This window comes from uncultured Brachyspira sp., assembly GCF_944388875.1.
In the GTDB taxonomy this organism is placed as follows: domain Bacteria; phylum Spirochaetota; class Brachyspiria; order Brachyspirales; family Brachyspiraceae; genus Brachyspira.
Map to the genome: position 1 here is coordinate 1 of NZ_CALXKQ010000021.1, position 25,651 is coordinate 25,651.

The following is a 25,651-nucleotide window of genomic DNA, read 5'->3' on the forward strand; positions in this document are numbered from 1 at the left end:
CGGTTTGCGGTTTGCGGTTTGCGGTTTGCGGTTTGCGGTTTGCGGTTTGCGGTTTGCGGTTTGCGGTTTGCGGTTTGCGGTTTGTAAGATATTATTCATGCTTTAATTATAACATAGTGATATAAATATGTCAAATATTAATAGGCTTGTTTAAAAATTATAATAAATGGATGAATATCTTAATTATACTCATCCATTATTATGATTGACTATAACATTATTTTTCCGTTGTATTTTTGTCTGATTTTAGAAACTGTATCAGATATCATATTAACAGATTCTATAATATCCGCAAATACATCAGGTTTTATAGACTGTGCCCCATCACATAAAGCATGCTCAGGATCATTATGCACTTCTATAATCATGCCGTCAGCACCTGCAGAAATAGCTGCTAATGTGAGAGGAAGTGCCATCCATGATTTACCGCTGGCATGCGAAGGATCTCCTATAACAGGCAAATGACTTAAACGCTTTATAGCAGGTATTGCACTTACATCAAAAGTATTTCTGGTATAAGTTTCAAATGTTCTTATCCCCCTTTCGCATAGTACAACATTTTCATTGCCTTGATTAAGTATATATTCGGCACTCATAAGCCATTCCTCTATTGTATTGGCTAAACCTCTTTTTAAAAGTATAGGCTTTTTTAATTTTCCTACTTCTTTTAAAAGTTCAAAGTTCTGCATGTTTCTTGCCCCAATCTGAATCATGTCAACGGTATTATCAAAATCTTCTAAATGCCTTATAGATACAATCTCACTTACAATAGGTATTCCAACCTCTTCTTTAGCAAGTTTTAATATTTTAAGTCCATCCAAAGCTAAACCCTGAAATGCATAAGGGGAAGTTCTAGGTTTGAAAGCTCCGCCTCTAAGTATAGAAGCACCTGAAGCCTTTACACTTTTAGCTATATTAATAACCTGCTCTTCGCTTTCAACAGAACAAGGTCCGGCAATAATAGTAGGTTTACCCTCACCTATTTTTACTCTGCTTACATCTACTACAGTGTCTTCTTTTTTGAATGCTCTGTTTGCTCTTTTAAATGGCTCCTGCACTTTCAATACTTTAGACACACCAGGTAAAGATGAAATTAAATCTCTGTCTATCTTTGAAGTATCTCCTACCATACCTATTACTGTATAATCTACCCCCACACTCTTATTTATTCCAAGACCTGCATTTTCAAGTCTTTCTATAATGTTATTAATATGCTCTTCTTTTGCATTTGGTTTCATTACAACTATCATAATATAATTCTCCTTGAATATTAATTATTGTAAAATAATAAAAAATATTTTAATAAAATGTATTTGTTCGTTAATTATAAAATAGATACTCTGGCGTCTTAAACGCCATAGTAGAAGAAATGATAAGCGTAGATGCTTTTGAAATTATTTGGAATAATAATACCTTTCATAGACATTAATTATACATAAAAAAATTAAAAAGTCAAATAATATATTTATTTTTATACAAACCCCACCCTTTATATTTCCTGTATTTTATAAAAATTAGAATTTTATATTTTTTATTATAAACAAAGAAAAGTATTCCCCACCCAAGTTTTTATTAAATTCGCATAATTATTAACGCACGTTTAATTAAATTTGATTTTAAATATTATTCATAAAAAAATACTATTTATGTTTTTTATCGAAGTAACGTGCGTTTAAAACAATAATATATATAATAAACTTGTTTCAAAACTAAATTTTTAATTTATAGTTTTTGATTTAATATCTTTTGGGGCTTTACCCACCGCTCTGCATACTTACGCAAAACCCCAGTTCTTTTGGACGCTGTCCGCCTGTAGCGTGGCACAAAGAATCAAAAGACTGCATATTTATATACAAAAATAATAATTTATACAACACATAAAATATCTTGTTTGTATAATAATTAATATTATGTAATACGCCATAAAAATAATAAGCTAATAATTTTTTATCAAGTACTTTTAAAACAAGTCTAATTTTTTATATTATTACTATTTAAGCTAAAGATAAAGCAACTTCCATCATATTAGTAAAAGTTTTCTCTCTTTGTTCTGCAGTTGTGGCTTCTCCTGTAACTAAAGAATCTGAAATAGTAACCATACAAAGAGCATTAACTCCAGCATAAGCAGCATTCATATACAAAGCAGCAGCCTCCATTTCAACAGCCAATACTCCCATTTTAGCCCATTTAGGTGTAGAATTATTAGCTCCATAGAATACATCAGATGAAACAATATTTCCAACATGGTAATTTATCTTCATTTCCTCAGCCTTTTCAACAGCATTTTTTAAAAGCTCATAACTAGCTATAGGAGCAAAAGTACCAGGAAGCTCATATTGAAATGCATAATTAGAATCAGTACATGCCCCCATTCCTATAACCAAATCACCTATGTGAAGTTTATCAGATAATGCCCCAGCTGTTCCTATACGTATTAAATTCCTGCAATCATAAAAATGTATAAGCTCATAAGAATAAATACCGCATGACGGCATTCCCATACCAGTTCCTTGTACAGAAACTCTTTTTCCTTTATAAGTACCAGTAAATCCATACATATTTCTTATAGAATTATATTGAACAGCATTTTCTAAAAAATTTTCTGCTATAAATTTAGCTCTAAGAGGATCTCCAGGCAAAAGTATTGTTTCAGCAATATCTCCCTTATTCGCTCCTATATGAGGTGTAGCCATACTAAAAATCTCCTTTATATTAAATTTTATTTTTTATTATAATCATAATATAGTTTATATCAAGTAATATAGATATTGAATATAAATGAAAATAATGTAATATAATAACATGAGTAAAGTATTAAAACAATCAAAGGCTGTACTTGTTGCGGCATTAATGTATAATAATATTGAAGTATATAATTCAGCAGTAGAAAAACTTATAAATAATTTTGGAGAAATAGAAGTTATAAGTTATGAATATTTATTCTCGCATTCTATTTACTATAAAGAAGAAATGGGAGAATCTCTTAATAAAAGATTTATAGTATTCAAGAATATGATAGATAGAGATTATATAAGCAATGTAAAAAAAATTACTGACAATATAGAAAAAGAATATTTAGATGAAAAAAATAACAGAAAAATAAATATAGACCCTGCCATACTAACATTGGAAAATTTTATTCTAGTAACAAACAAGAATTTCACACATAGAATATATTTGAAAGACGGAGTATTTGCAGATTTGACTTTGATATACAAAAAGAAAAAAGGCTATACAGAATTAGAATGGACTTATGCCGATTATTCAAGTAATGAAACTAAAACTTTTCTCAATAAAATAAGAGAGCTATTCTATAATAGATTAATAGAAAGCTCTCCATTTGGTTCAAATTGGAATAGTTAAAATATTATTATGAATCTTTTATTCCAGCAATTTTTACAAACTCTTTATCCCATACACCAATATGTTCTATCAAAAGTTTTGCTAAAAGCTCAGCAAAATCAATTGCCACTTGATGCCAATCACTGCTGGATTTAAACGCTTTATACTGATCATCAATAGCTTTTTCAAATCTTCTATGTTCCTCAAAATGCTCTTTAATTTTATGATATTTATCTTTATGAGCAGCCTGAATCTTTTGTTCTTCGGCAAAATGGTATTTAGTGTAATTTATAGCACCTTTAAATGCCTCATCAACATCTTCTTTAACACCATTGTATAATGCCGTATGAACTTTGTTTGCATACTCAATAATCTGAACATGCTGTGAGTCTATAGTTTTATTATGCGTATAATATTGATCAAGCCATTCTAATTTTCTAGCACCCACTTTAAAGAAACTCATAGCATTGGATAAATCCTCCATTTGCTGTTCAAGTTCCTTAGAAGATTCATGCATTGATGAAACTAATGAACTATTACCCTGTGTTTGAGCATCCATATTAGACATAGCATTATTTATGCTATCTATACCTATAAGCTGCTCTCTTGTAGTATTAGCCATATCAGCAATAACTCTTGTAGTTTCTTCTATCTTATTTTCAATATCTGCAAATAAAGTTCTTGACATGTTGGCAGAGTCAGTTGCTTTTTTTACTTTTTCATTACTTTCTGAAATGAAAGATGTAATATTATTAACTGAGCTTTGAGTTGTCTGTGCCAAATTTCTAACTTCGGAAGCAACGACTGCAAATCCCCTTCCCTGATCTCCTGCTCTTGCTGCCTCTACTGAAGCATTCAAAGCAAGTATATTAGTTTGGAAAGCAATATCTTCAATGAACTTTACTAAACCGCTAATTTTCTGACTGTATTCAAAAGCCTGACTAGTATTTTGTGCTGTTTCAGCAATAATGCTTCCAGCTTCCTCAACAGCATTTCTTGCATCTATCATCATATCATTAATTATAGATGCATTGTCTGCAGTTTTCTTTATTGTACTTGAAATTTCCTCAGTAGCCTCAGCAGTTTTTTCCAAATCACTAGCCTGACTTAATGTTCTGCTGGCTAAATCTTTGTTGGAATATGATAAAGAATAAGCTGTTCTCTTTGTTAAAGCAACATTAGAATTCGCAATATCAATAATATCTCTTATAGACTTCTTCATATTATCAAAACTTTTTATAAGCTCTCCTACCTCATCCTTTCTTCCAAAATATTTTTCATTAATGTCAAAAGTTAAATCACCTTTAGAAATCAAGTTTGCTACTCTTAAAGCCTCTTTTAAAGGAGAAGTTAATCTTCTAGTAAATAAAACTATGATAGCTGTAACTATTATTATCATAACTAAACAAAATAATACTGAAAATAAAATTGTAGCAGATAATGATGAATAGAGCTCTTTCTCAAGCATTGTTATTATAATATACCACTCTGTGCTATCTATATTATAATAAGACATTAAATACTTTTGATTATCTTCAGCTTTATAATGTGTAATTCCATTTTTATTTTTAATAACTTCATCATAAATTTCTAAATTGGAAGTAGTTAATAACTTAGCTTTATCTTGATCAGCCAAAATCTTTTTAGAACTGTCAATAATTGATATTTTTCCGCTTGTACCTATTCTAGTATTGACTATAAATCTATTTATTAAATCTCCCCAGTCTACATTTCCTGTCAATATTCCTATGGTTCTGCCTGTACCATCTTTTATACCTCTCCATATTCTGTATGTAGGATTTCCAGTTGCCACAGATGCAGTTATACTTTCTTCTCCTCCTGAATTATATCCTGAAGAAACAAACTTTTTCCATCCTTCATCATTTACATTCATAGATACATTATTTAATATACCATTCTCAGAATCTATTATGGCTCTTCCATTTAAATCTAATAATATAAAATTAACAAACGAACTTCTCGAAGTCTTAAAATATTTTAAAGCTTCTTCTGCTCTTAATCTCAAATTATCATCTTCTTGATTCTGAAGAAAATTTGTTAATGCATCCGATGTAACAAAATTCCCCATAGAAGAATTATTATCTTCCAGCCATAATGTAATAAGATTTTTATATGAAATAGATGTAGACTCAAAGCCATTATTAACGGCGTTATCAATAGATTTCATACTAAAAAATAATACAATGGAAATACTTAAAAATATAGACAATACTATTGTTGTTATAAATAAAAGAGGTATCTTAAACCTTAGACTATATATTTTCATATTTTATCCCCGTATATTATTATTATTAATAATATCACTTATAAAAATAATTTCAATATAGTAATTATAACTTATAAGTAATAATTACTATTTTAAAAACCAATAAATAAAAAATATTTAAATAAAAATAATAAAATTTTAATTTATAAAAATTCCTTATTTTACACTATAATAATAACAAAACTTTTAAAAAAATCAAAATTTTTTATAGAATCAAAAAATAAAATATTATTTATCATTTATACCAGCAATTTTAACAAACTCTTTATCCCATACACCAATATGCTGAATAAGCCATTTACTCAAAATACCTGCCATATCTGATGCCGTAGTTTTCCAATCATTTGATGAATTTAGTTCTTTAATTTTTGATTCAACTAAAGATTCAAAATTTCTATGCTGTTCAAAATGCTCTCTTATTTTTTTGTATTTATCGGAATTCTCTTTCTGAAATTTCTCCTCATCAGAAAAATGATATTTAGTATAATCCAAAGTCATATTAAAAATATTTTTTACCCTATCCAAATCGTCTTCATATATAGCAGAGTATATGTCATTAATAAAGTTTATGAGATTCGCATGCTGTTCATCAATATAGGAATTATTTGTATTGTAGTTCTCAGACCAGTCTATACGGTAAACCCCTGTTTTGAAAAAACTCATAGCACTGAAAAAATCATTGGTCTGCTTTTCTAATTCTGTGGAAGAAGTTCTCATCAAATCAACAAGATGGGCATTTTCCTTAGTTTTAGAATCTATATTAAGCATGGAAGCATTTATTTTATGCACATTCTCTTCCTGCCTATGCATTGTATCAACCATATTTTCCATAATAGAAGTTGTATTTTCAATCTTCTTTTCTATATCAGAGAATAACTTTTGGGACATATTGGCTGAATCTGTAGCTTTTTTTATTTTATCATTACTGTCTTCTATTAAAGAAGTAATATTTTTTGCTGATTCAGAAGTACTTTGGGCTAAATTCCTAACTTCAGAAGCTACAACGGCAAAGCCCTTTCCATGATCCCCAGCACGTGCTGCTTCCACTGACGCATTTAAAGCAAGTATATTTGTTTGAAATGCTATATCTTCAATGATTTTTATTATATCGCCTATCTTTTTACTAGATTCAAATACAAGAGATGTATTTTTAGCTGTATCATTTATAATAGAACCTGCATCCGATATATCATTTCTTGCATTTACCATACTGTCGCTTATAGACCTTATATTGCTGGTTGATTCTTCTATAGCTGAGGATATATTCTTCATAGAAAGGCTTGTTTGATTTATATCAACAGCCTGAGATGAAGTTCTGTCTGATAAATCCTTGTTAGAATAGTAAAGAGTGTATGCTGTTCTTTTAGTCTGAGATATATTAGAATTTACAACTTTAATAATATCTTTTATAACCATTTTCATCTTATTAAAGCTGTTTAATATATCTCCGATTTCATCCTTTCTTTTTAAATATTTATCCATTATTACATTTGTAAGATTTCCATCAGCTATTGATTCAGCCTCTTTAACAACAGAATTCAATGGTTTTATTAAACTGCTTGAAAACATCCAAACTATAACTATAGAAAGTACTATTAAAACAGCACTTACTATTAACGGCAGTATGAGCATAAATTTCACAGGAGCATAAAGTTCTCTCTCAGCAACAGTAACAATTATATACCAATGCGAATAAATTATAGGGCTGAAATACATCATATATAAACTATTATCTTCCGAGCTTCTGTAATGTTTTATACCTTTTCCTAATTTTATAACATCATCAAATACTTTATAGCTGCCTAAATTACTGAATATTATATTTTCATCTTTATGAGCAATAACGTTCATATCTTCATCTATTATCATAATATTTCCAGTTTCTCCAAGTTTATAGGATGAAATAGAATGTCTTATAAAATCAGCCCAATCTATATGATAAGATAAAATACCTATAATATTGCCGCTGCTGTCCTCTATATCAGAATACATTTTATAAACAGCTTTACCAGTCATTTCAGATTTTGTTATGCCCATTTTTTCATTTTTATTATTGTCCGTATAAAAATTGAAATCTGGATCATAACCATTATTGTAATTTACAAGTCTTCCGCCTTCAGAATCTAATAAAACTTTCCCATTAGAATCCAAAATGGTAAAATACAAAGATGACTTTCTATAGTTTTTAAAACTAATTAAAGCCTCTTCTGCTAATAGAGTATTATCTGCTGTAGGATTCAGCAAATAATTTATAACACTAGCATTAGTTGAAAAAGTATCAACTATTGATTTTTGATTTTCTATCCATAGATTAGCTGCACCTTCATAAGCAACAGCTGTTGATTCAAATCCATTTTGAGCCGCTATATCAACAGACTTCAATGATATTAGAAACATTATAACAGTTATTACAAATATCGACAATGTAATAGAAAGTCCCATAATAAGCGGTATTTTAAATGTCAAACTATTAAGTTTCATTTTAAACCATTATTATAAAATTTAACCCTTATATCTATTATATCATATTTTAAAATAAAATCAAATATAAATAATTATACTTGTTTCAAAACTGCTTGACAGATTATATATAAAATTTTTTTAATTTATAAACTATAAAAGTAATGCTTTATATGTTGTATAACTTATTATTTTAGTATATAAACATGCAGTTCTTTTGCTCTTTTGCAGACTAGCTCTGCAAAGCGGACATGACTGTGTGCTCGCAGGGCTAGTCCGCACAATTATAAATAAAATTAGTTTTGAAAAAAGTTTAATATATCAAATTTAAAATCATTTGTACTAAAATTAAATAGGCTGTATAATATAGTATGTGATTTTATATAATCGGAGTTATCATGGATTTTACCATACCTTATGAAAGTGAAATAGATGAAAAAGATAAAAACATAATAGATAAATGCATATTAAACAATATAAAAGAATACGGACATAATTCGGCAAAATTAACTGAGCTTACTATAGAGGCTGTATCATCTTTAAGTGCAGGAATGTCAAGAACCGAGTTCCTAGCAAAACAAGGATTCTTAAAAAATATATTTAATTCTATAACTGGGCAAAATAGAAAAATAAGAGGCGAAATTGATTACAATTATGCAATAGTAAAAAATGCATCTCTAAAAATGATAGATTATTTAGCCAAACAAAATAAAATAACTTATGAAGGTTTAATATATATTAATAACAAATTAAATACTATAGAAAAAAATATTGAAGAAGAACTTATAAAGATATGCGTAAATGTAAGAGAATCTTTTAATTATATACTAAATAAAATAAATAATGAATCCAACAGAATAGACTCTTTAGAGAAAAAAATACAATTATTAGAATTTAAAGCATCGGCAAGCATACTTGAATTTGATGGAATAAAATATTCTGATATGGACAGCATAGAAAAAATTATATGTTTAAGCAATGATCTATTTTCTAAAATATGCTGTACAAATACTAATGAAAATGCAATATCAAAAGAACATATTTTTATGATAAAAGCAATACTTACAGATTTCAATGTAAATATAAAAGAAAGTACAAAAATAATAGATATATATAAAAAATTAATAGAAAAACCAATTTTCATAAATAAACTGTTAGAAAATACAATTGATAATAAAATACCTCAATACATAATACCTATATTAAGCGGTGTAAGAAAAATACAGAAGTTAGATAATGAGGAAAAATATATAACAGACTCCATACTAAAAATGATAAAAAAACATAATATAATTGATATAAAATTAAATTTGATAAATGAATATGGAATAAATGTATCTAATTTTAATTATAATTCAGAAATAAATAATTATGAACTTATTATACTAATAATGAATGAATTAAAAATGATGTCTAAAAAAACAAAACTTCCTATAAGCAATGTTATAATTAATATTGATGACAGGATTGAATTAGCTGATAAATATGTAAAAGATAAAAAATACAAAAAAGCTATAATAGAATGCGATATGATACTCTCTAAAGAAAAAGAAAATAAAAAAGCACATGAAATAAAAATAGAATGCATGTATAGAATATTAATAAATGAAACAAAAAAATATGAAATTCCTATATGTTATAAGGAAATAGCAAAAATATATTTGATAAGAAAGGATTATGAAAATACATTAAAATACCTAAATAAATATTTTGATTCATTTTCATCAAATAAGGAAATATATAAATACAAGCAAAAGTTAAAGGATCAATATAAAAAGATAAGACAATATAAAGAAAAAATAGAAAAGAAGTTAGAAAAAACATCTGATAAAAATAAGAGAGAATATTTAGAGTTCATAAACGATTTTTGGGGAGTATATTTAAGTAAAATATAGGAGAATTATATTTATGAAAAAGATAGGATTAGTATTAGGAGGCGGAGGCGGACTTGGAAGCTATCAAATAGGTGTTTGGAAAGCATTAAAAGAATATAGAGTTGATGAAATGATAACTGCAATTTCAGGAGCTTCTGTTGGTGTTCTTAATGCATGCTTAATAGCACAAAATAATTATGAGATAGCAGAGTATATTTGGACTAATGAAATTGAAGATAAGATACTTTCAAAAAAGAAGATAGACAAAAACAATAATTTTATATCTTCTCATGGTATATTTACAAGAGAGGGCTTAATAGAAATAATTGAAAAGTATTTGAATATTGATATTGTATCGAATTATGAATATCCAATATATGCTGCTGCTGTAAATTTAAAAAAAATAGATATTGAATATTTTAAATTGAATGGAAAAAGTCATAAGGAAATAAAAGAAATTATGATGGCTACAAGTGCAATACCATTAATATTTGGAAGACAAAATATAGGCGGTGTAAATTATATAGACGGAGGGGTTGAAATACTAAATGGAAATAATTTGCCTATAACACCTTTATATAATGAAGACTGTGATGAAATAATAGTTATAAATTTATATAAAGATGCTGCTATAGAAAAAAATAAAAATTTCAAAGTTTATGAAATAATACCAAGCAAAGATATAGGCGATTTTTTTACTGGTGCTATGGATTTTTCTCTTGAAGGAGCTAGAATGCGTCTTGAAGAAGGATACAATGATGCAAAGAATCTATTAGAAAGAATATCAAAAATGGGAAAAAATCACATAGAAATAATGGAAAGCAGCAGCAGAATGTATGAAGATGAAATTAATAATCAAATAATAAATAAACAATTAAAACATAAATTGCATGATGCCATTGATAATCTTAGAATAAATGATGATGAAAAATAAATTATATATTAAATATTTATACTTCTAATTATTTAATATATATATAAATTGTTTTAATTCATCTAAAACATTATTATCAAAATCCCATATATCTTTTTTCATAGCAGATTCAAAACTGCAGTATTTACTAGCCTGTTTCTGTTCTGATTTACTGCATGTATCAAATCTAATATAATTATTTATATAAAACTTATCAAAATCTTTGCTGCTTATATCTTTTCCACTATTTTTTAAGCATTCTCTCCAACTCTCCAAACAATCAGCAAAAACAGAATCGGATTTTTTTATTGATTTTAATACAGTTTCTAATTCTCCATATCCGTTTACATTCATAATATAACATACAAAATAAACATCAAGTTCAGAAGATTTTTCTAACTTATTTATTTCAGTAAGTTTTACATCATCGCATACTGTTTTTATGGCATCATTTATAAATTCGATTCTCTTATTTATACCCTCTTTATCAGCATCTAAAATAACTCCTATTCTATCATATTTGTCAAATTTTATTTCTTCAAGTTTTTTATTAAGATTATTAATGCCTTCTAAACATTCAAATTGGCAAATACATTGAACGTTTACATTATTAATATTAGAATATTCTATTAATCTTTCTATAAAAAATTTATCATTATTGCTTTCAACTATTATTAAATTATTCACCTCTAAACTCTCCATTATTAAGAAGAGCATATTCTAACTGCTCATTATCTCTATCTTTTATATTGATAAGTCCTGTTTTTTGATTTTTATAGAATTCTAAATATGATCCTTCATTATCTTTATTTTCCTTATTAAAAGCCTCTATGCATTCTTTTGAATGAGTAGCAGCAAATATCTGACAATTAGCCTCTTTAGATATATCAAAAATCAATTTCCATAACTTAGGATAATTTGTATAATGTATTCCATTTTCTATTTCATCAATAAATAAATATCCGTCCTTACTAGCCCATATTGCACAAATGATTGCAATATATCTATTAATACCTTCACCAAATGAAGATAATAAAATAGGCTGTTCTCTATCTCTCAATTTTAATTTCAATACTATGTCATTTCTATTTGTAACTATTTGTTTGAATCCAATAATATTATTATCAAATATTTGTAAAGATTTATCAAGATAATCTTCTTTAGATAAATTAACAAGATTACCATAAAAAATAGCTATATCTCTTTCACTCATTTTTGATGTATGGACAAAATTTGAAATATATTCAGAATTCTCTGTTATTATTCTATAGTTTCTTCTAATAAAATAATTTAAAGATATTTTTTCATTTTTTCCATTTACAGATGATATAAAATATGAATTATATTTTTTACTATCTTTAAATTCATCATCTAATTCTTCTAAAAAAGATTCTTCTTTTATAATATGGTTATTATTATTTATATGTTCAATTTTTATATTATTAATATTTGACATAATATTAAAATATACAAAATCATTATAAAAAAAATCAATTTCAAAATTATCATATAATGAATTTTGTCTATTTTTAATTATTTCTCTTAGTTTATACATAAAAGAAATAGTAGTATCCGAACAAACAGTAAGATCAATACCCTCCATAAAAGAAGTTTTTCCTACATTATTCTGCCCGCCTATCAAATTTACTCTTTTAAAACCATCAAATTCTAACTTTTTAAAACATTTAAAATTTTCAAAAGATATATTTTTAACAAAATGATTTTCCATTACTGCCTCTTAATATTAAAAATATCATTATTAATAATATACTAATTATTATATTTTTGCAATAAAATTAAATCTTTAATATCATCATAATAAACATTTTCAAGCTTTTTTATGAAATCTTTATTTTTCTTGCAATAAACTTTATCATTTTTCAATTCTATATAAACCTCTTTTATATCAAAAGTTTCTAACATTGACTGAAGTTTCTTTTTATAATTTCTGCTTTTACATTTATTATAAAATTTTAAAATACTTTTTGTATGTTTGAAAGAATCAGCATTTTCAAAAATATATTAAAAGTATTTAACATTATCAATATTCCAAAAAATTAAATCACCATTAAAATATTTTGTATTACTAAACATCTCACGCATATCATTGACTTTATACACATTCCAAGAACTTAAATCAGCATTGAAATACTCAGCATTTTTGAACATGCATCTCATATCAGTTACATTTGATACATTCCCAATTTCTATACCATCAAAATTTTTTCTTTTACTATTTTCAAATAAATATGACAATCAATTATATATCTAGTATCTATATCAGAAAGATTTATATTTTCATATTTAACATGATAAAATAATCCGAATTTATATTTAGGCTTGTATTTCATTAGATTTATACCTTATCAATAATTTTTATTGGAAGCAGTCTTTCCAATTCTGTCTTTGATATTTGAGTGTTTCCAGTTATAAGGCTTAATACCTTTATATTATTTTTATCATTTAATGCATTATAAATATACTCTAATGAATAGTTTTTATCATAATTATTTAGAGGATATATTATGTTAACATGATTCTCACATACAAACTCTTTCTCATTTACTATAGCTGCTTTTATATTAATATTTTTATTAGAGCCTGTTATTCTATTAACAGCTATTACTCTATTTCTTATAATTAAGTCTTTAGAAATATTTTTTATATACTGAAGTTTTCTTTTATTAGGTATAACTATTTTTCCATCAACTATATTAGAAGAATATATTAAAGGTATAGAATTATTTTTATCATCTGTAAGATTCTCTTTATAATTATTCCAAGCAATACTTCCAGTTTTCACCTCATACCCTATTTCATTTAAACTCAATGTATCTTTATAAGCCTTATTCAAAAAAGATTTATCCTCTGTAAATATTGTAATTCCATTTTTAGAAAATATATATTTTTTTTGTTTATGATTATTTGTTTTTTTTAGTATTAAAAGCATAACCTTTTGATTAGCCATATAAAAATTGTCAGAGCCTTCTACAATATGCAGATATTCTATACTGCTGTTATTTATTATATATTCTCTTAACTTTTTAAAAAAAGCACCGTTATTCATTGAAGGAGGAACAACATAGGCCAAATATCCTCCATCTTCTAAAAGCTCCAAACCTATTTTTATAAATATAGAAAATATGTTAACTCTTCCGCTTATTATATCAGAATGCTTTTTCTTTAAATCTTTATCTGGTTTAAACTCAAAATAAGGAGGATTGCCTATAACATAATCATATTTAGTATTTGTATATATCTTCAAAGTATCAATGCATTCTATATTTGCATTACTCACAAGTTCTTTTGCTATAGTTGCTAAACTATCATCAATTTCAAATCCGTAAAGACTAGGATTATTAAAATATTCATTGCATGATAAAAGAAACTCTCCGCTTCCGCATGCTGGATCAAGTATTGTAACATTATCTTTATTCTCAGAAATGGAAACTAATTTTGATAGTAATAAATCTCTTATATTTTTAGGCGTGAAGTACTGCCCTAGCCTCTTTCTCTTTTCTATATCAGTATTTTTAAGATAATCAATACTTTCTTTAGTATAGTTTTCTAACATATATAATTCTCTTAATATAAACCACTATTATATTTTCTTTTATTTTATCTTTAAAAAAATAATCAACACACTATATATAACATCCCTGCCAATAAAAAATATAATATCAGAAAGTCCATAAAAAACTATTGATGTATTTTATTTCTATAGATATAATCCTTTTATATATAAATAATAAAAAATCTGTAAATTCCTAAATACACCACGGCTGACATACAAAACAATTTTCCATGTTTTTATATTCTAAATCATAAATATTATCAATAAAAATATCATTCTTATTATGCAAAATATTTTTTTGACTGATAAAAATATATCATTTATATCTTCAGGCATTATTCTATTAAAGCCATGACGCTTTAAAGAACTTTCAAATCTATCCGCAATTTCGCTTCCTTTCTTACTTTTTAATATGCTATTCTTTATTTTTTGAATATCCATAGAAATTTCACTAGCATCAGCCTAATATATACAAAAAATTAAATATTTTCAAGTATAATATGGCAACTATCAAAAAATAATAATTATTTATTTATTATAAAAATAAAAAATAAATCATATTTTTACTTGACTAACTATATATTTTTTATATAATGTATAATATAAAATACATATATGGAGTTTTATAATGCAAGAATTAGATAAAGATAATTTTGATGAAAAAGTAATAAATTCAAAAGAATTATGCTTAGTTGACTATTTTGGAGATACTTGTGAACCTTGTAAAGCATTAATGCCTCATGTTCATGAGTTATCTAAAGACTATGAAGGCAAAGTTCCATTCTATTCTTTTAACACTTCTAAAGCTAGAAGATTAGCTATTCGTGAAAAAATCTTAGGTCTTCCAACTATCGCTATCTATAAAGATGGTGCTAAAGTTAAAGAAGTTACTAAAGAAGAAGCTACTATTGAAAACATTAAAGCTATGGTAGACAGCATGCTATAATTTAAGTAATTTTTATTAAAAGGGGCTTTATATAAGTCCCTTTTTTATTATTCATTAAAATTTATTAATTAAACTATCTTATCTAAACTTACTAATCAAAATATATTGACTGTTCAGTTTATTAAATATATAATCTTAAAGCAATTAATAATAAGCAAAGAAAAATTATGAAGAAAATTATTATATTGATATCACTTTTTATTATATTAGTATCATCATGCAAAACTTTAAATGTAACAGTACCTGATAATTTAAGAAGTATGCTAGTAAAAAATATGAAAGAAGATAGAAGTTTAAATCCTCTTTACAGAGAGTTTAGAGCTGCATGGCTTTCAACAGTTGCAAATATAGACTGGCCTTTAAAAGGAGGCAGCGAATCCGAACAGAAAAAACTTATTATAAAACATTTGGATACATTATATGATAATAATTTTAATGCTGTATTCATTCAAGTAAAGCCTGATGCAGGAGTGATATTTCCTTCAAAAATAAATCCTACTACCAGATATTTTTTTGGTTCTAAATCAAGCGATGAAAGAGATGATTATCCTTTCAAAACTGATATGCTTGAGTTTATAATAGATGAAGCACACAAAAGAAATTTAGAAGTTCATGCTTGGTTTAATCCTTATAGAATATCTTTAACTTATGATCCTAATAAAACATACAGCGAACAATTTTCAAAGAAAAATTTTATTCACACTTATGTATCCAATAATCTAAAGCCAATATATTGGTACGATAAAAGACTATATTTAGACCCAGGAGAGCCTTTAAGTGCTGAATATATAGTAAGCTCAGTTATAGAAGTAGTAGAAAATTATGATATAGATGGAATACATTTTGATGATTACTTTTACCAAAATGCAGCTATGGGAAAAACATATAAAGACTGGCCTGATGCTTCAAGTGCCAGCAGGTATGGTTCAAAATTAGGATATAATATAAAAGATACTTCTTATGATGATTACGGAGTTAATGGACTTTATGCTTGGAGAAGAGATAATATTAACAGATTGGTAAGCAGAATATACAGAGAAATAAAATCAAGAAAGCCGTATGTAAAATGGACTATATCTCCAGCTGGTGTTTGGAGAAACAAGGAAAAATTATCAGAATATGCAGGAAGCAGATATGGGAGCGATACTAGATCATATAATCCTAATTTTGATGCTTTGCATGCCGATGTACTATTATGGCTTCTTAATGGAGAAAAAACATCCTCATTAAAAAATGCGGCAAGAAAAGACGGAATAAATAGAATGTATATTGATGCTGTAATACCTCAAGTTTATTGGAGTTCATATCATAAAACAGTTCCTTTCGATACTATAGTAAAATGGTGGGTAAATGAAGCAAAAAAATCAAGCAGCGGAAATACAGCTGATATATATATAGGTCATGCTTTATATAAAATGGGAAGCGGAACTAATATTGAACCATGGAGAAATAAAGAATTAATATCTGAACAAATAGATTATATAAGAAAAATAGGTGCTGGATATATAAAAGGTTCTTCTTTTTTTACAATGCATAGTATGTACAAAAAAGACAGAGATAGTGGAGATTTTGGAAATGAGGCAGTAAAATATATGAAAGAAAATAATTATATATTCAAAGCAATAGTTCCCACTATGAATACAATGAAAGATATGAGAGAAGCACCTTTAAAATTAGAAAATCCTTCAATAAAAAAAGTATTCGGAGGTATAGAGATATCATTTACAGACCCTAATGAATATATAACAGATAAATATAATAGCCCTACTATTAAAACATCCGTATACTATGCTATATATAGAGAAACTATAGGAGAATCTGGAATAGAATTAATAGATAAAATTAGAAGAACCAATTTCAATGCAAACTCAAAAATAACATATAAAGATAAAACAATAAATTCTAAAAATACTTATATATATTACGCAACAGCATTGGACAGAATACATAATGAAAGCGATTATCTTATAATAATAAATGATTAAACTGATAAAAAATAATAATATAATATTTGACAAATAGAATTCTTAGTAATATACTATTAATATATGTTAATAGAAAATTTTTATTACACAGATTATTATAAAAATCATTGGATTAAATATGGTATACTATTCTCAGATAACTATTTTGAAAAAGAAAAGAAAACTATATTAAATAATGATTATTATATGAAGCATAAAAGATATTTCGGACATATACATGAAAAAGATATTATAGGTTATGATAGAACACTATATAAAACTGATGACAATTCTATAGTTTATCATTACAAAAGTGATGATTCAAAAATGTTTAAAATTATAAAAGATAATGATAATAATGAATATTTTATATTTAATAGAGATTTATCTGGCTTTTCAATAATTGATTTGCATAATAAAAACAGAGAATTTAATTTTTATAATAATAAAGCAATTTATAATGATATGGATAATTCTTTAAATGGAATATTAGTTTTTATAGACTCTGAATATTCAAATAACCAAATATTGTTCTATATATTTTATCTATCAAAAACAGAAAATGATGCTTATAAAAGAGTCTTTACATACTTGTTATTTGATTTTTCAAAGGAAATATTCGATAAAAAAATAAATACTATTCAATTATTAGATATTAGGGATATTATTTTAAAAAAATATAATTATAATTTAGATATTTATTATAAAGCATATTTCAAAGAAAATAATACTATACTTGTAGAAGACACTATGAATAAAAAAATATTTGAATTAACAAATCATAGCTATTGAGGTGTTTTATATGATTGACTTTAATATTATCGAGTTTAAAAAAGATTCAACAGTATTTGTATCAGGAGAAAATGCAAGAAATGTATTTTATATAATAAAAGAAGGAACTATAATAGATAAAAATTATGTTATTGAAAATACTAATTTTGAACTTACTGTTGGAGATATACTTGGATTAGTTTCGGCAGTATTAGGAGAACCATATTATTCTACTTCAATAGCTATTACCGATGTACAATTAGTAGAAATAAAAATTCAGGATATATATAGTATTGAAGATGAAAAAATAATAGCGAGTATATATAAATATTTAGTAAAATTTATGGAAATATGGGTTGGTAAATATTTTCATAAGCTGTCAGAAACACTAAATATTGGATCATATAGAGAAAATGATGCTGCAGAAATAGCAAGGATATATGAAGAAAATGGCTATACTTTGGCGGCATTATATATGTATAGAAAAATAATAGAAATATTCCCAAATCATGATCACACAGAAATAAATAAAAAAATATCTGAAATGGAAATTAAAGAAAATATAGAGTCTCCTTTACAAATAGATCATAACCTATATGAATACAGAAAAGGAAGCTGCATATTTTCTGAATTGGAAAGTGATACTGATATATATGTTATAAGAGATGGTAAAGTTGGTGTATACAGTGTATTTGATGGAAGATTAATAACAAGAATAATATTCAATCAAGGAAATATAATTGGATATAAACCAGTGCTTGGAAATAAATTTTTACTTACAACATGTATTGTATTGGAAGATACCGTAGTTCAAACTGTAAATAAGGATGATTTTCTTAAATTGGCATTAAGCAATAAAAAATTGGAGTATCATCTTGTAAACATAATGTCAAGAAGAATATATAATACCGTAGTAAAAAGCTACAGCATAAGCGTAAAAAGTGTGATAGGTAAATTTTATAATATGGTATATTCATTTGCTAAAACAGAATTATTATTTAATAAAAATATGGACTTTCTAGAATTGCCTTATACAGCACATGATATATGTGCAATGGTTGGTATAGAAGACAGAGATTATATAAAAAACGAAGTAAAAAAAACTAATGTAATAATATTTTCAAGACATGGTAAAATAATTATACCAAATTTGCAGAAATTCTTTGAAGAATATGAATTATACAGAAAAAGAAACTCTACTCCAAATATAAATAAATAATATGCTTATTTCAAAAGTACTTGACAATATTTATGTATAAAATTTTGTAATTTATCAATTATAAAAATAATGCCTTTATATGTTGTATAAATTATTATTTTTATATATAAATATGCAGTCCTTCTCGAAGCGTACTTTAGATGGGGCATGTGCGTCCAATATAATTAAAAGAATATTAAATTAAAAAACTATAAATATTAACAAATTTGGTTTTTAAACAAGTCTAATATAATATCAATTCACAAATAGTATTAATTTCTAATTGATAAATTATTATTGACATAATTATTCTTTATATTATAATGCTAGCGATAAAAAATAGAACAATAGGTTTTTATGGAAAAATATGAAACAATCAAATTTAATAAATCTGATTTAATATTTAAATCAGGAGAAGATTCAGAAGACTATTTTTACATAATAAAAAAAGGTAAAGTAATATCTTATAATAATTTTTATGAAAAATACAAATACTACAATAAAGAAGGAAATATTATAGGTTTAATATCATCTATAATAAATGAGCCGTATTTTTCAACAATAGAAGCTGTAGAAGACACCGAAGTAATAAAAATAGATAACATATTAAATATTAACAATAAAGACTTGATAGATAAAATATGCAGGTATCTTTATTTTATTCTAGAAACATGGCTAAGCAAATATTACATCATATTAGCAAAAAATAAAGTAGATCTGTACAATAAAGATGATATATTGATTATGTCTAATATTTATAAAAACAATGGATTCATAGATGCTGGATATAAAATGTGTAATGAATATATAAAATTATTTCCTGAGAATAAAGACGTTAATAAAGTAAAAGAATTACTTAAAAATATGAAAGCAGAAGAGGAACCAAAGCATATAGAGGGAAATGTATACAGATTTAAAAAAGGATACTGTTTATATACGGAAATCAATACTGGTAATCATATATATATAATTAAGTCTGGAAAGGTTGGAATATACAGTATATTAAATTCAAAGCAGACAGTAAGAATAATTTATTCAGATAATTATATAATTAATGGATATAAACCAACATTAGAATACACCCCATTGATGACAACTGCAATAGTTTTATCTGATGCAGTAATAGAAATAATAGATAAAGAAGAATTATTAGATAACTTTGAACTAAGCAAAACTTTGATAAAAATGACATCGATGAAAATTAATAATGCCGTATTAAAAATAAAAGCAATAAATACAAATGATATAAAATCTAAATTAATAATCATATTATATTCAATTATAAAAATAGAAACATTATTCAATAAAAAAGAATCTATATATCTGGATTATAAAATATATGATATAAAAAATATGTTAAATATAGATGCAGATTTAAACGATATAAGCAATGAACTTAAACATATTAAACATATAAAATTAAATGATACAGATAACAGTATAGAAATCAGTAACACTATTAAATATATAGAAGAATATAAAAATTACATAAGGTAGCCTAAAAATAATAAAAAAATATATCAAATAAAGTTGTATTTTTGCAAAAAGTAATTATAATAATCAAAAATAATATTATAAATAAAAAAAATGAATGATTATAAGACTTTAAAATTTCCGAAATCATCTTTAATATATGAAGAAGGCAATTATCCAAATGATGCCTTTTATATTATAACAAAAGGAAAAATAATATCTTATTCAAATAATTCTGATAAATATAATAATGAATATAATGTCGGTATTATAATAGGCTTAGTTAATCTTTCTATAAATGAACCATATTTTGTAAATATGGAAGCTGTAGAAGATGTCGAAGTATTAGAATTACACATGTCTGATATAAGAAACCTTAAAAATAGTGATTTAGTAAAAAAAATATATAATTATCTTGGTTTGACACTTGAGACATGGCTGTCAAGATATTATATAAATTTGGTAAAAAATAAGGTAGATTTATACTATAAAGAAAGTTTATTAACAATGGCAGATATATATAAAAATAACGGCTTTTATGATGCTGCATACAAATTATACAAAGAATACATTGAAGATTTTTCCTATGAGGATGATGTAGAAATAGCCAAAAATGAAATAGAAAAAATAAAACCTATAGGAGAGCCTGTTAGATTCCTTGATAATGTATTTTTATATAAAAAAGGTGCTTGTTTATATACTGAGAACAGACAGAGCAATTATCTATATATAATAATGTCAGGTAAAATCGGAGTATATAATATACTAAATAATAAACTTTTAATAAGAGAAATGTATACAAAAAATTATATAATAAGCGGATATCCTTCAAATATGGATTATAAACCTTTAGCAACAACATCAATTGCATTGGAAGACTCTTATGTAAAGATATTAACTAATGAAGAGTTTTTAGAAATGACTATAAAAGATGCACAATTAAGAACATATAATATAAAGATGATGTCTATAAAAGTTGTTAATACTCTATTAAAAATAAGAGCTATGGAAGAAAAAAATATTACTTTAAAATTATTTATAATTATATCATCCATTTTAAAAATAGAAATATTATTTGAAGAATCAAACAGTATAATATTATCTCATACTATTGATGATATAAAAAATTCTATAAATCTTGAATCTGAAAATATACTTAATGAGTTTAAAAAAATAAACTCCATAGAAATAATAAAAAATAAATATATTAATGTTACAAATATAGATAATTTTTTTAGAGAATATTATGAATATCAAAAAAATAACTATTAATGTAGCTAAATGGATAAAATTATGTTAACTTATAAAACTGTAAAATTTAACAAATCAGCAACCGTATTCGTGGAAGGTCAGGAGCCTAGATATTCTTTTTTATAATTAAAAAAGGAAGAGTAATAGTATATAATTATTTTGCTGATAACTACAATGTAGAATACAAAGAAGGAGAAATAATAGGATTATTTAATGCTGTATTAAATGAACCATATTTTTCTACTGTAAAAGCAGAATAAGACCTAGAAGTTATGGAAATGAGTATTTATGAAATAGAAAAAATTAATGATAAAAGCCTTATAAATAAAATATATAATTATCTTATTATAAATATTGAAAGATGGCTTAATAGATACTATTATTTCTTATATAAATCAAATAATCCTTATGGAAACATTAATAGTAATAGAAATAAAAAATTAAATATTATAGAAATGGGAAAAATATATAGTGATAATGGATTTGAAGATGCAGCTTATAAACTATATAAAAAATATATAGAATTGAATAATGGAGATGAAGATACTATAGAAGAAGTTTCAACAATATTAAAAACTATGACTCCATTGGAAGGTGCTGAAAAACTAGATGAGAATATCTATAAATATAAAAAGGGATTTTGCTTATATACAGAGCTTCAGAGCAATGATTATTTATATATAATAAAAAATGGGGAAATAGGCGTATACAATATATTTGATTCAAAACAAGTTACAAGAAGAATATTATCCAGCAATGATATTTTAAATGGATACACACCTATATTGAAAGATCAACCTTTATATACTACAGCTATTGTTCTTAAAGATTCAATTATACAATTAGCAAAAAAAGAAGAATTAATGGATTTAGTTGTAAATGACAGAACATTGAGATTATATTTTGTTAAGATAATGAGTATGAGAGTATACAGTACTATATCAAGAATAAGAGCGTTTAAATCAAATAATGCAGTTACTAGATTCGTAATAATAATAGAAGCATTACTAAAAATGGAGCTTTTATTCAAAAATTTTGACAGAATAACTTTACCGTATAATATAAATGATATATGTTCTATGATTGGTGTTCAATATTATGATGACATTATAGATGATTTAGGAAAAATAAAAGCATTGAACGTATCTCTTGACGGATATTTGATAGTTACAAATGTAGAGGAATTTTATAAAGAATATGATATTTATAAACAAAGAAATACATATAAATTAGATGATAAAATGTGATAAATACTCTATATTACCCTTTGAACCTTTTATAGGGGATACTGTTCTGTTCACTTCTTTAAATCCGCAGTTTAATATTTTTGAAACTGCATTATTTAGAATTTTATCCCTAAGAGTATCATCCTTAATTATACCACCCTTTGATACCTCTCCTTTTTCAGCTTCAAATTGAGGTTTTATTAGACTAACCCAAAACTCTAAATCATATAATTCTTTATATATAATAGGAGCTATTTTAGACACTGAAATAAAAGAAACATCGCTTACAATAACATTAGGTATCTCATTATTAAACATTTCTCTTTTAATATCTTTGGCATTAAAATCTTCTATTGATACTACCCTGCTGTCATTTCTAAGTTTATAAACGAGCTGATTATGTCCTACATCCAAAGCATAAACTTTTTTAGCACCATGATAAAGCAGACAATCTGTAAACCCTCCAGTAGATGCACCTATATCTAAACATACTTTATTTTCTACAGATATATTAAAACATGAAAACGCTTTATCTAATTTATCTCCAGCCCTAGATACATATTTTCTATTTTGAACAACATCTATACTATCGCTCTCCTTTACTTTATGTGCCTTAGATGTTACCTTTACTCCATTAACAAATACGCATCCAGCAAGTATTATATCCTGTGCTTTAGACCTGCTTTCTGTATAACCATTTAGATGTATATATTCATCTAATCTCATTCTAAATCAATAAAAGATCTAATAACTGTAAGAGCATTTTTCTCTTTATCTCTTGCATTTATCTTTAATACCATTTGAGTATGATTATTTTCTAAAATATTAGAAGTAAAATATACAGATTCTAATGATTCAGTATATTCATCTATACCATATAAATCTAAATCAGGACTGAATTCAAAATATAACGATAAAGTATTGCCCTTAGCTATATTTAACTTATCGCTGCTTAAAGGAGTGGAAGGAACTTCTCCATTAACTATAGAATTAATAACATCCTGATTATTAACTATATAAAGAATAGAATCTTTTATATAACAGAAATATCCGTCTATAGTATATACATCATTTGCAGAATCTTCAGACAAAGCCTCTAATATAGTTTTTACAGAATCATTATCAGTTATAGAAGCTGAAAACAATACAGCAGGAGAATCAGAAACTTCAGAAGAAGGCATATCCCATACGGATACAAATACATCTCCTCCAAAAAGTTCTAAAAATTTATAAACATCAATTCCGTATTCTTCAAGAGTATAAAATTCTTCTACAATAGGAAGATTATTTATATCCCCCATAATATTTTTAATATGATTTGATAATTCTTTGCTGTTAAATGCTAATGATAAAAATCCGTAATTGTTTTCTCCATTAACAAAAGTATATATATTATCAGCTAGCTCTTTTTTTAATAAAGAAGTATTAAACGGATAATTAGGAGAATAATTATCAACAACAACATCAGCATTTCCGTTATTAAAATTTATTTTTGCCGTTAATATAGAATCTTTATAACTATCTCTTGGTATACCATCATAACTTCTTCCAAATAAAAATCTCGCAAAATCAGAAGTATCATCAGCCAATATTGACAAATTAGCCCAAACATAGCAATCATTAGTTTCTGTTTCCAAAGCATTAAATTTTTCATCTTCCAACGGAGTATTATTTAAAAATATATAATTAGCTATATTAGTTATATAATCTTTATTAAGTTTTTCATTATACCAATAATTATCTTTTAATTTTATAGTAATTGTAAATATATCATTATTCCAAGAAATCAAATTATAATCATCTAAAGCTAAATATTTATAAACGGCATTATCTGCAACAGATACCAACTTATCTTCCTGACTTGCCATTTTTATCATTAATTTATCTAAACCAGTAACATCTTTCACATCTGCTATTATAGACATTTGCTGATATCCGTTAAAAAATACTACTCTTGATGTTTTTGAAAAATCTATATATTCATTTAATTTATTAGTCATTACTTCAGCAACAAAAGGATCATCTCTGTATTCTAAATATTTATCAGCATATTCCTGCATGAAAAAATTATTTAACACCTTTTGCAAATCTACTTCAGCTTTCTGAGCTAAAGTATTTGCATTAAGAGAAAAAACGCTATCAACATTATTCGGTATATATTTTTTATCTACAGCATAAATAAGAGTACTTAATATAAATAAAAATGATAATGTTATTAATGCTATTCTCTTCATAATCAAGAGACTCCTTAAAAATTGATATTATTATTTAGTATATTATATTAGACTGTAATTAAAAGTCAAGTATTAACTTAATAAATAAAAAAATATTTATAGTATAATGTAAAAACTTCTTGCAAATATAAATAAATT

At 25.3% G+C, this 25,651-nt stretch carries 22 protein-coding genes; 10 read left to right on the plus strand and 12 right to left on the minus strand.

All coding sequences use genetic code 11. The features are described from left to right. Nucleotides 1-209 precede the first annotated feature (209 nt). The gene (aroF, locus tag Q0J69_RS10940) at nt 210-1,250 is read right to left on the minus strand and encodes a 3-deoxy-7-phosphoheptulonate synthase (RefSeq protein WP_297207406.1); all 1,041 of its coding nucleotides are present in this window, start codon (nt 1,248-1,250) and stop codon (nt 210-212) included. A 744-nt stretch (nt 1,251-1,994) separates the two neighbouring features. Then, on the minus strand, nt 1,995-2,693 hold the full coding sequence (deoD, locus tag Q0J69_RS10945; RefSeq protein WP_297207408.1) for a purine-nucleoside phosphorylase: 699 nt from the start codon (nt 2,691-2,693) through the stop codon (nt 1,995-1,997). A gap of 109 nt (nt 2,694-2,802) precedes the next feature. Here deoD and Q0J69_RS10950 point away from each other — a divergent pair, with 109 nt between their 5' ends. Continuing rightward, on the plus strand, nt 2,803-3,363 hold the full coding sequence (locus Q0J69_RS10950) for a DUF4416 family protein (protein WP_297207409.1): 561 nt from the start codon (nt 2,803-2,805) through the stop codon (nt 3,361-3,363). A 7-nt stretch (nt 3,364-3,370) separates the two neighbouring features. Here the strand turns inward: Q0J69_RS10950 and Q0J69_RS10955 are convergent, their stop codons facing one another. Both Q0J69_RS10955 and Q0J69_RS10960 read right to left on the minus strand, forming a co-directional pair. Beyond that, a complete protein-coding gene (locus Q0J69_RS10955) occupies nt 3,371-5,629 on the minus strand; it encodes a methyl-accepting chemotaxis protein (protein WP_297207410.1) in 2,259 nt (752 codons plus the stop codon). A 228-nt stretch (nt 5,630-5,857) separates the two neighbouring features. Then, nucleotides 5,858-8,110 carry a methyl-accepting chemotaxis protein gene (locus tag Q0J69_RS10960; protein ID WP_297207411.1) on the minus strand — a complete coding sequence of 751 codons (2,253 nt, stop codon included), beginning with the start codon at nt 8,108-8,110 and terminating at the stop codon, nt 5,858-5,860. A gap of 377 nt (nt 8,111-8,487) precedes the next feature. On the opposite strand from Q0J69_RS10960, the gene Q0J69_RS10965 reads away from it, so the two are divergent. Next, nucleotides 8,488-9,984 (plus strand): hypothetical protein, encoded by a 1,497-nt coding sequence (locus Q0J69_RS10965; protein ID WP_297207413.1) that lies wholly within the window; start codon nt 8,488-8,490, stop codon nt 9,982-9,984. A 13-nt stretch (nt 9,985-9,997) separates the two neighbouring features. Beyond that, nucleotides 9,998-10,897 carry a patatin-like phospholipase family protein gene (locus Q0J69_RS10970; protein WP_297207415.1) on the plus strand — a complete coding sequence of 300 codons (900 nt, stop codon included), beginning with the start codon at nt 9,998-10,000 and terminating at the stop codon, nt 10,895-10,897. Nucleotides 10,898-10,921: 24 nt separating this feature from the next. Here the strand turns inward: Q0J69_RS10970 and Q0J69_RS10975 are convergent, their stop codons facing one another. The 6 genes from Q0J69_RS10975 to Q0J69_RS11000 form a co-directional block, all read right to left on the minus strand. After that, nucleotides 10,922-11,563 (minus strand): DUF3226 domain-containing protein, encoded by a 642-nt coding sequence (locus tag Q0J69_RS10975; protein ID WP_297207417.1) that lies wholly within the window; start codon nt 11,561-11,563, stop codon nt 10,922-10,924. After that, nucleotides 11,556-12,605 carry an AAA family ATPase gene (locus tag Q0J69_RS10980; RefSeq protein ID WP_297207419.1) on the minus strand — a complete coding sequence of 350 codons (1,050 nt, stop codon included), beginning with the start codon at nt 12,603-12,605 and terminating at the stop codon, nt 11,556-11,558. The genes Q0J69_RS10975 and Q0J69_RS10980 overlap by 8 nt, the downstream gene beginning before the upstream one ends. 41 nt (nt 12,606-12,646) lie before the next feature. Further along, nucleotides 12,647-12,799 (minus strand): hypothetical protein, encoded by a 153-nt coding sequence (locus Q0J69_RS10985; RefSeq protein WP_297207421.1) that lies wholly within the window; start codon nt 12,797-12,799, stop codon nt 12,647-12,649. Nucleotides 12,800-12,898: 99 nt separating this feature from the next. After that, nucleotides 12,899-13,132 (minus strand): BspA family leucine-rich repeat surface protein, encoded by a 234-nt coding sequence (locus Q0J69_RS10990; protein WP_297207423.1) that lies wholly within the window; start codon nt 13,130-13,132, stop codon nt 12,899-12,901. 100 nt (nt 13,133-13,232) lie between these two features. Continuing rightward, nucleotides 13,233-14,450: an N-6 DNA methylase gene (locus Q0J69_RS10995; protein WP_297207425.1), complete on the minus strand. Its 1,218-nt coding sequence runs from the start codon at nt 14,448-14,450 to the stop codon at nt 13,233-13,235. 243 nt (nt 14,451-14,693) lie between these two features. Then, nucleotides 14,694-14,891, minus strand: a complete 198-nt coding sequence (locus tag Q0J69_RS11000) for a hypothetical protein (protein ID WP_297207427.1) — start codon at nt 14,889-14,891, stop codon at nt 14,694-14,696. 187 nt (nt 14,892-15,078) lie between these two features. Here Q0J69_RS11000 and Q0J69_RS11005 point away from each other — a divergent pair, with 187 nt between their 5' ends. The 7 genes from Q0J69_RS11005 (at nt 15,079) to Q0J69_RS11035 (ending at nt 23,300) form a co-directional block, all read left to right on the plus strand. Next, nucleotides 15,079-15,396 (plus strand): thioredoxin family protein, encoded by a 318-nt coding sequence (locus Q0J69_RS11005; RefSeq protein WP_297207430.1) that lies wholly within the window; start codon nt 15,079-15,081, stop codon nt 15,394-15,396. A gap of 167 nt (nt 15,397-15,563) precedes the next feature. Then, complete coding sequence (locus Q0J69_RS11010; protein WP_297207433.1) at nt 15,564-17,381, plus strand: family 10 glycosylhydrolase; 1,818 nt, start codon at nt 15,564-15,566, stop codon at nt 17,379-17,381. Nucleotides 17,382-17,444: 63 nt separating this feature from the next. Continuing rightward, nucleotides 17,445-18,152 carry a hypothetical protein gene (locus Q0J69_RS11015; RefSeq protein WP_297207436.1) on the plus strand — a complete coding sequence of 236 codons (708 nt, stop codon included), beginning with the start codon at nt 17,445-17,447 and terminating at the stop codon, nt 18,150-18,152. 10 nt (nt 18,153-18,162) lie between these two features. Beyond that, complete coding sequence (locus Q0J69_RS11020; RefSeq protein ID WP_297207438.1) at nt 18,163-19,350, plus strand: cyclic nucleotide-binding domain-containing protein; 1,188 nt, start codon at nt 18,163-18,165, stop codon at nt 19,348-19,350. 336 nt (nt 19,351-19,686) lie between these two features. Beyond that, entirely contained in the window at nt 19,687-20,826 is a 1,140-nt protein-coding gene (locus Q0J69_RS11025) for a cyclic nucleotide-binding domain-containing protein (RefSeq protein WP_297207440.1), read from the plus strand. 90 nt (nt 20,827-20,916) lie between these two features. After that, the gene (locus Q0J69_RS11030) at nt 20,917-22,074 is read left to right on the plus strand and encodes a cyclic nucleotide-binding domain-containing protein (RefSeq protein ID WP_297207443.1); all 1,158 of its coding nucleotides are present in this window, start codon (nt 20,917-20,919) and stop codon (nt 22,072-22,074) included. A 257-nt stretch (nt 22,075-22,331) separates the two neighbouring features. After that, the gene (locus tag Q0J69_RS11035) at nt 22,332-23,300 is read left to right on the plus strand and encodes a cyclic nucleotide-binding domain-containing protein (RefSeq protein ID WP_297207447.1); all 969 of its coding nucleotides are present in this window, start codon (nt 22,332-22,334) and stop codon (nt 23,298-23,300) included. Here Q0J69_RS11035 and Q0J69_RS11040 read toward each other — a convergent pair. Beyond that, the gene (locus Q0J69_RS11040; protein WP_297207450.1) at nt 23,283-24,005 is read right to left on the minus strand and encodes a TlyA family RNA methyltransferase; all 723 of its coding nucleotides are present in this window, start codon (nt 24,003-24,005) and stop codon (nt 23,283-23,285) included. The two genes, Q0J69_RS11035 and Q0J69_RS11040, sit on opposite strands and share 18 nt — an antisense overlap. After that, nucleotides 24,002-25,513, minus strand: a complete 1,512-nt coding sequence (locus Q0J69_RS11045) for a DUF4836 domain-containing protein (RefSeq protein ID WP_297207453.1) — start codon at nt 25,511-25,513, stop codon at nt 24,002-24,004. The genes Q0J69_RS11040 and Q0J69_RS11045 overlap by 4 nt, the downstream gene beginning before the upstream one ends. Nucleotides 25,514-25,651: the final 138 nt, after the last annotated feature.

Bases quoted from the DNA above. Each gene is read 5' to 3' on its own strand.
- aroF (WP_297207406.1), bottom strand. From the start codon at position 1,250: ATGATAGTTGTAATGAAACCAAATGCAAAAGAAGAGCATATTAATAAC.
- deoD (WP_297207408.1), bottom strand. From the start codon at position 2,693: ATGGCTACACCTCATATAGGAGCGAATAAGGGAGATATTGCTGAAACA.
- Q0J69_RS10950 (WP_297207409.1), top strand. From the start codon at position 2,803: ATGAGTAAAGTATTAAAACAATCAAAGGCTGTACTTGTTGCGGCATTA.
- Q0J69_RS10955 (WP_297207410.1), bottom strand. From the start codon at position 5,629: ATGAAAATATATAGTCTAAGGTTTAAGATACCTCTTTTATTTATAACA.
- Q0J69_RS10960 (WP_297207411.1), bottom strand. From the start codon at position 8,110: ATGAAACTTAATAGTTTGACATTTAAAATACCGCTTATTATGGGACTT.
- Q0J69_RS10965 (WP_297207413.1), top strand. From the start codon at position 8,488: ATGGATTTTACCATACCTTATGAAAGTGAAATAGATGAAAAAGATAAA.
- Q0J69_RS10970 (WP_297207415.1), top strand. From the start codon at position 9,998: ATGAAAAAGATAGGATTAGTATTAGGAGGCGGAGGCGGACTTGGAAGC.
- Q0J69_RS10980 (WP_297207419.1), bottom strand. From the start codon at position 12,605: ATGGAAAATCATTTTGTTAAAAATATATCTTTTGAAAATTTTAAATGT.
- Q0J69_RS10985 (WP_297207421.1), bottom strand. From the start codon at position 12,799: ATGTTAGAAACTTTTGATATAAAAGAGGTTTATATAGAATTGAAAAAT.
- Q0J69_RS10995 (WP_297207425.1), bottom strand. From the start codon at position 14,450: ATGTTAGAAAACTATACTAAAGAAAGTATTGATTATCTTAAAAATACT.
- Q0J69_RS11000 (WP_297207427.1), bottom strand. From the start codon at position 14,891: ATGGATATTCAAAAAATAAAGAATAGCATATTAAAAAGTAAGAAAGGA.
- Q0J69_RS11005 (WP_297207430.1), top strand. From the start codon at position 15,079: ATGCAAGAATTAGATAAAGATAATTTTGATGAAAAAGTAATAAATTCA.
- Q0J69_RS11010 (WP_297207433.1), top strand. From the start codon at position 15,564: ATGAAGAAAATTATTATATTGATATCACTTTTTATTATATTAGTATCA.
- Q0J69_RS11015 (WP_297207436.1), top strand. From the start codon at position 17,445: ATGTTAATAGAAAATTTTTATTACACAGATTATTATAAAAATCATTGG.
- Q0J69_RS11020 (WP_297207438.1), top strand. From the start codon at position 18,163: ATGATTGACTTTAATATTATCGAGTTTAAAAAAGATTCAACAGTATTT.
- Q0J69_RS11025 (WP_297207440.1), top strand. From the start codon at position 19,687: ATGGAAAAATATGAAACAATCAAATTTAATAAATCTGATTTAATATTT.
- Q0J69_RS11030 (WP_297207443.1), top strand. From the start codon at position 20,917: ATGAATGATTATAAGACTTTAAAATTTCCGAAATCATCTTTAATATAT.
- Q0J69_RS11035 (WP_297207447.1), top strand. From the start codon at position 22,332: ATGAGTATTTATGAAATAGAAAAAATTAATGATAAAAGCCTTATAAAT.
- Q0J69_RS11040 (WP_297207450.1), bottom strand. From the start codon at position 24,005: ATGAGATTAGATGAATATATACATCTAAATGGTTATACAGAAAGCAGG.
- Q0J69_RS11045 (WP_297207453.1), bottom strand. From the start codon at position 25,513: ATGAAGAGAATAGCATTAATAACATTATCATTTTTATTTATATTAAGT.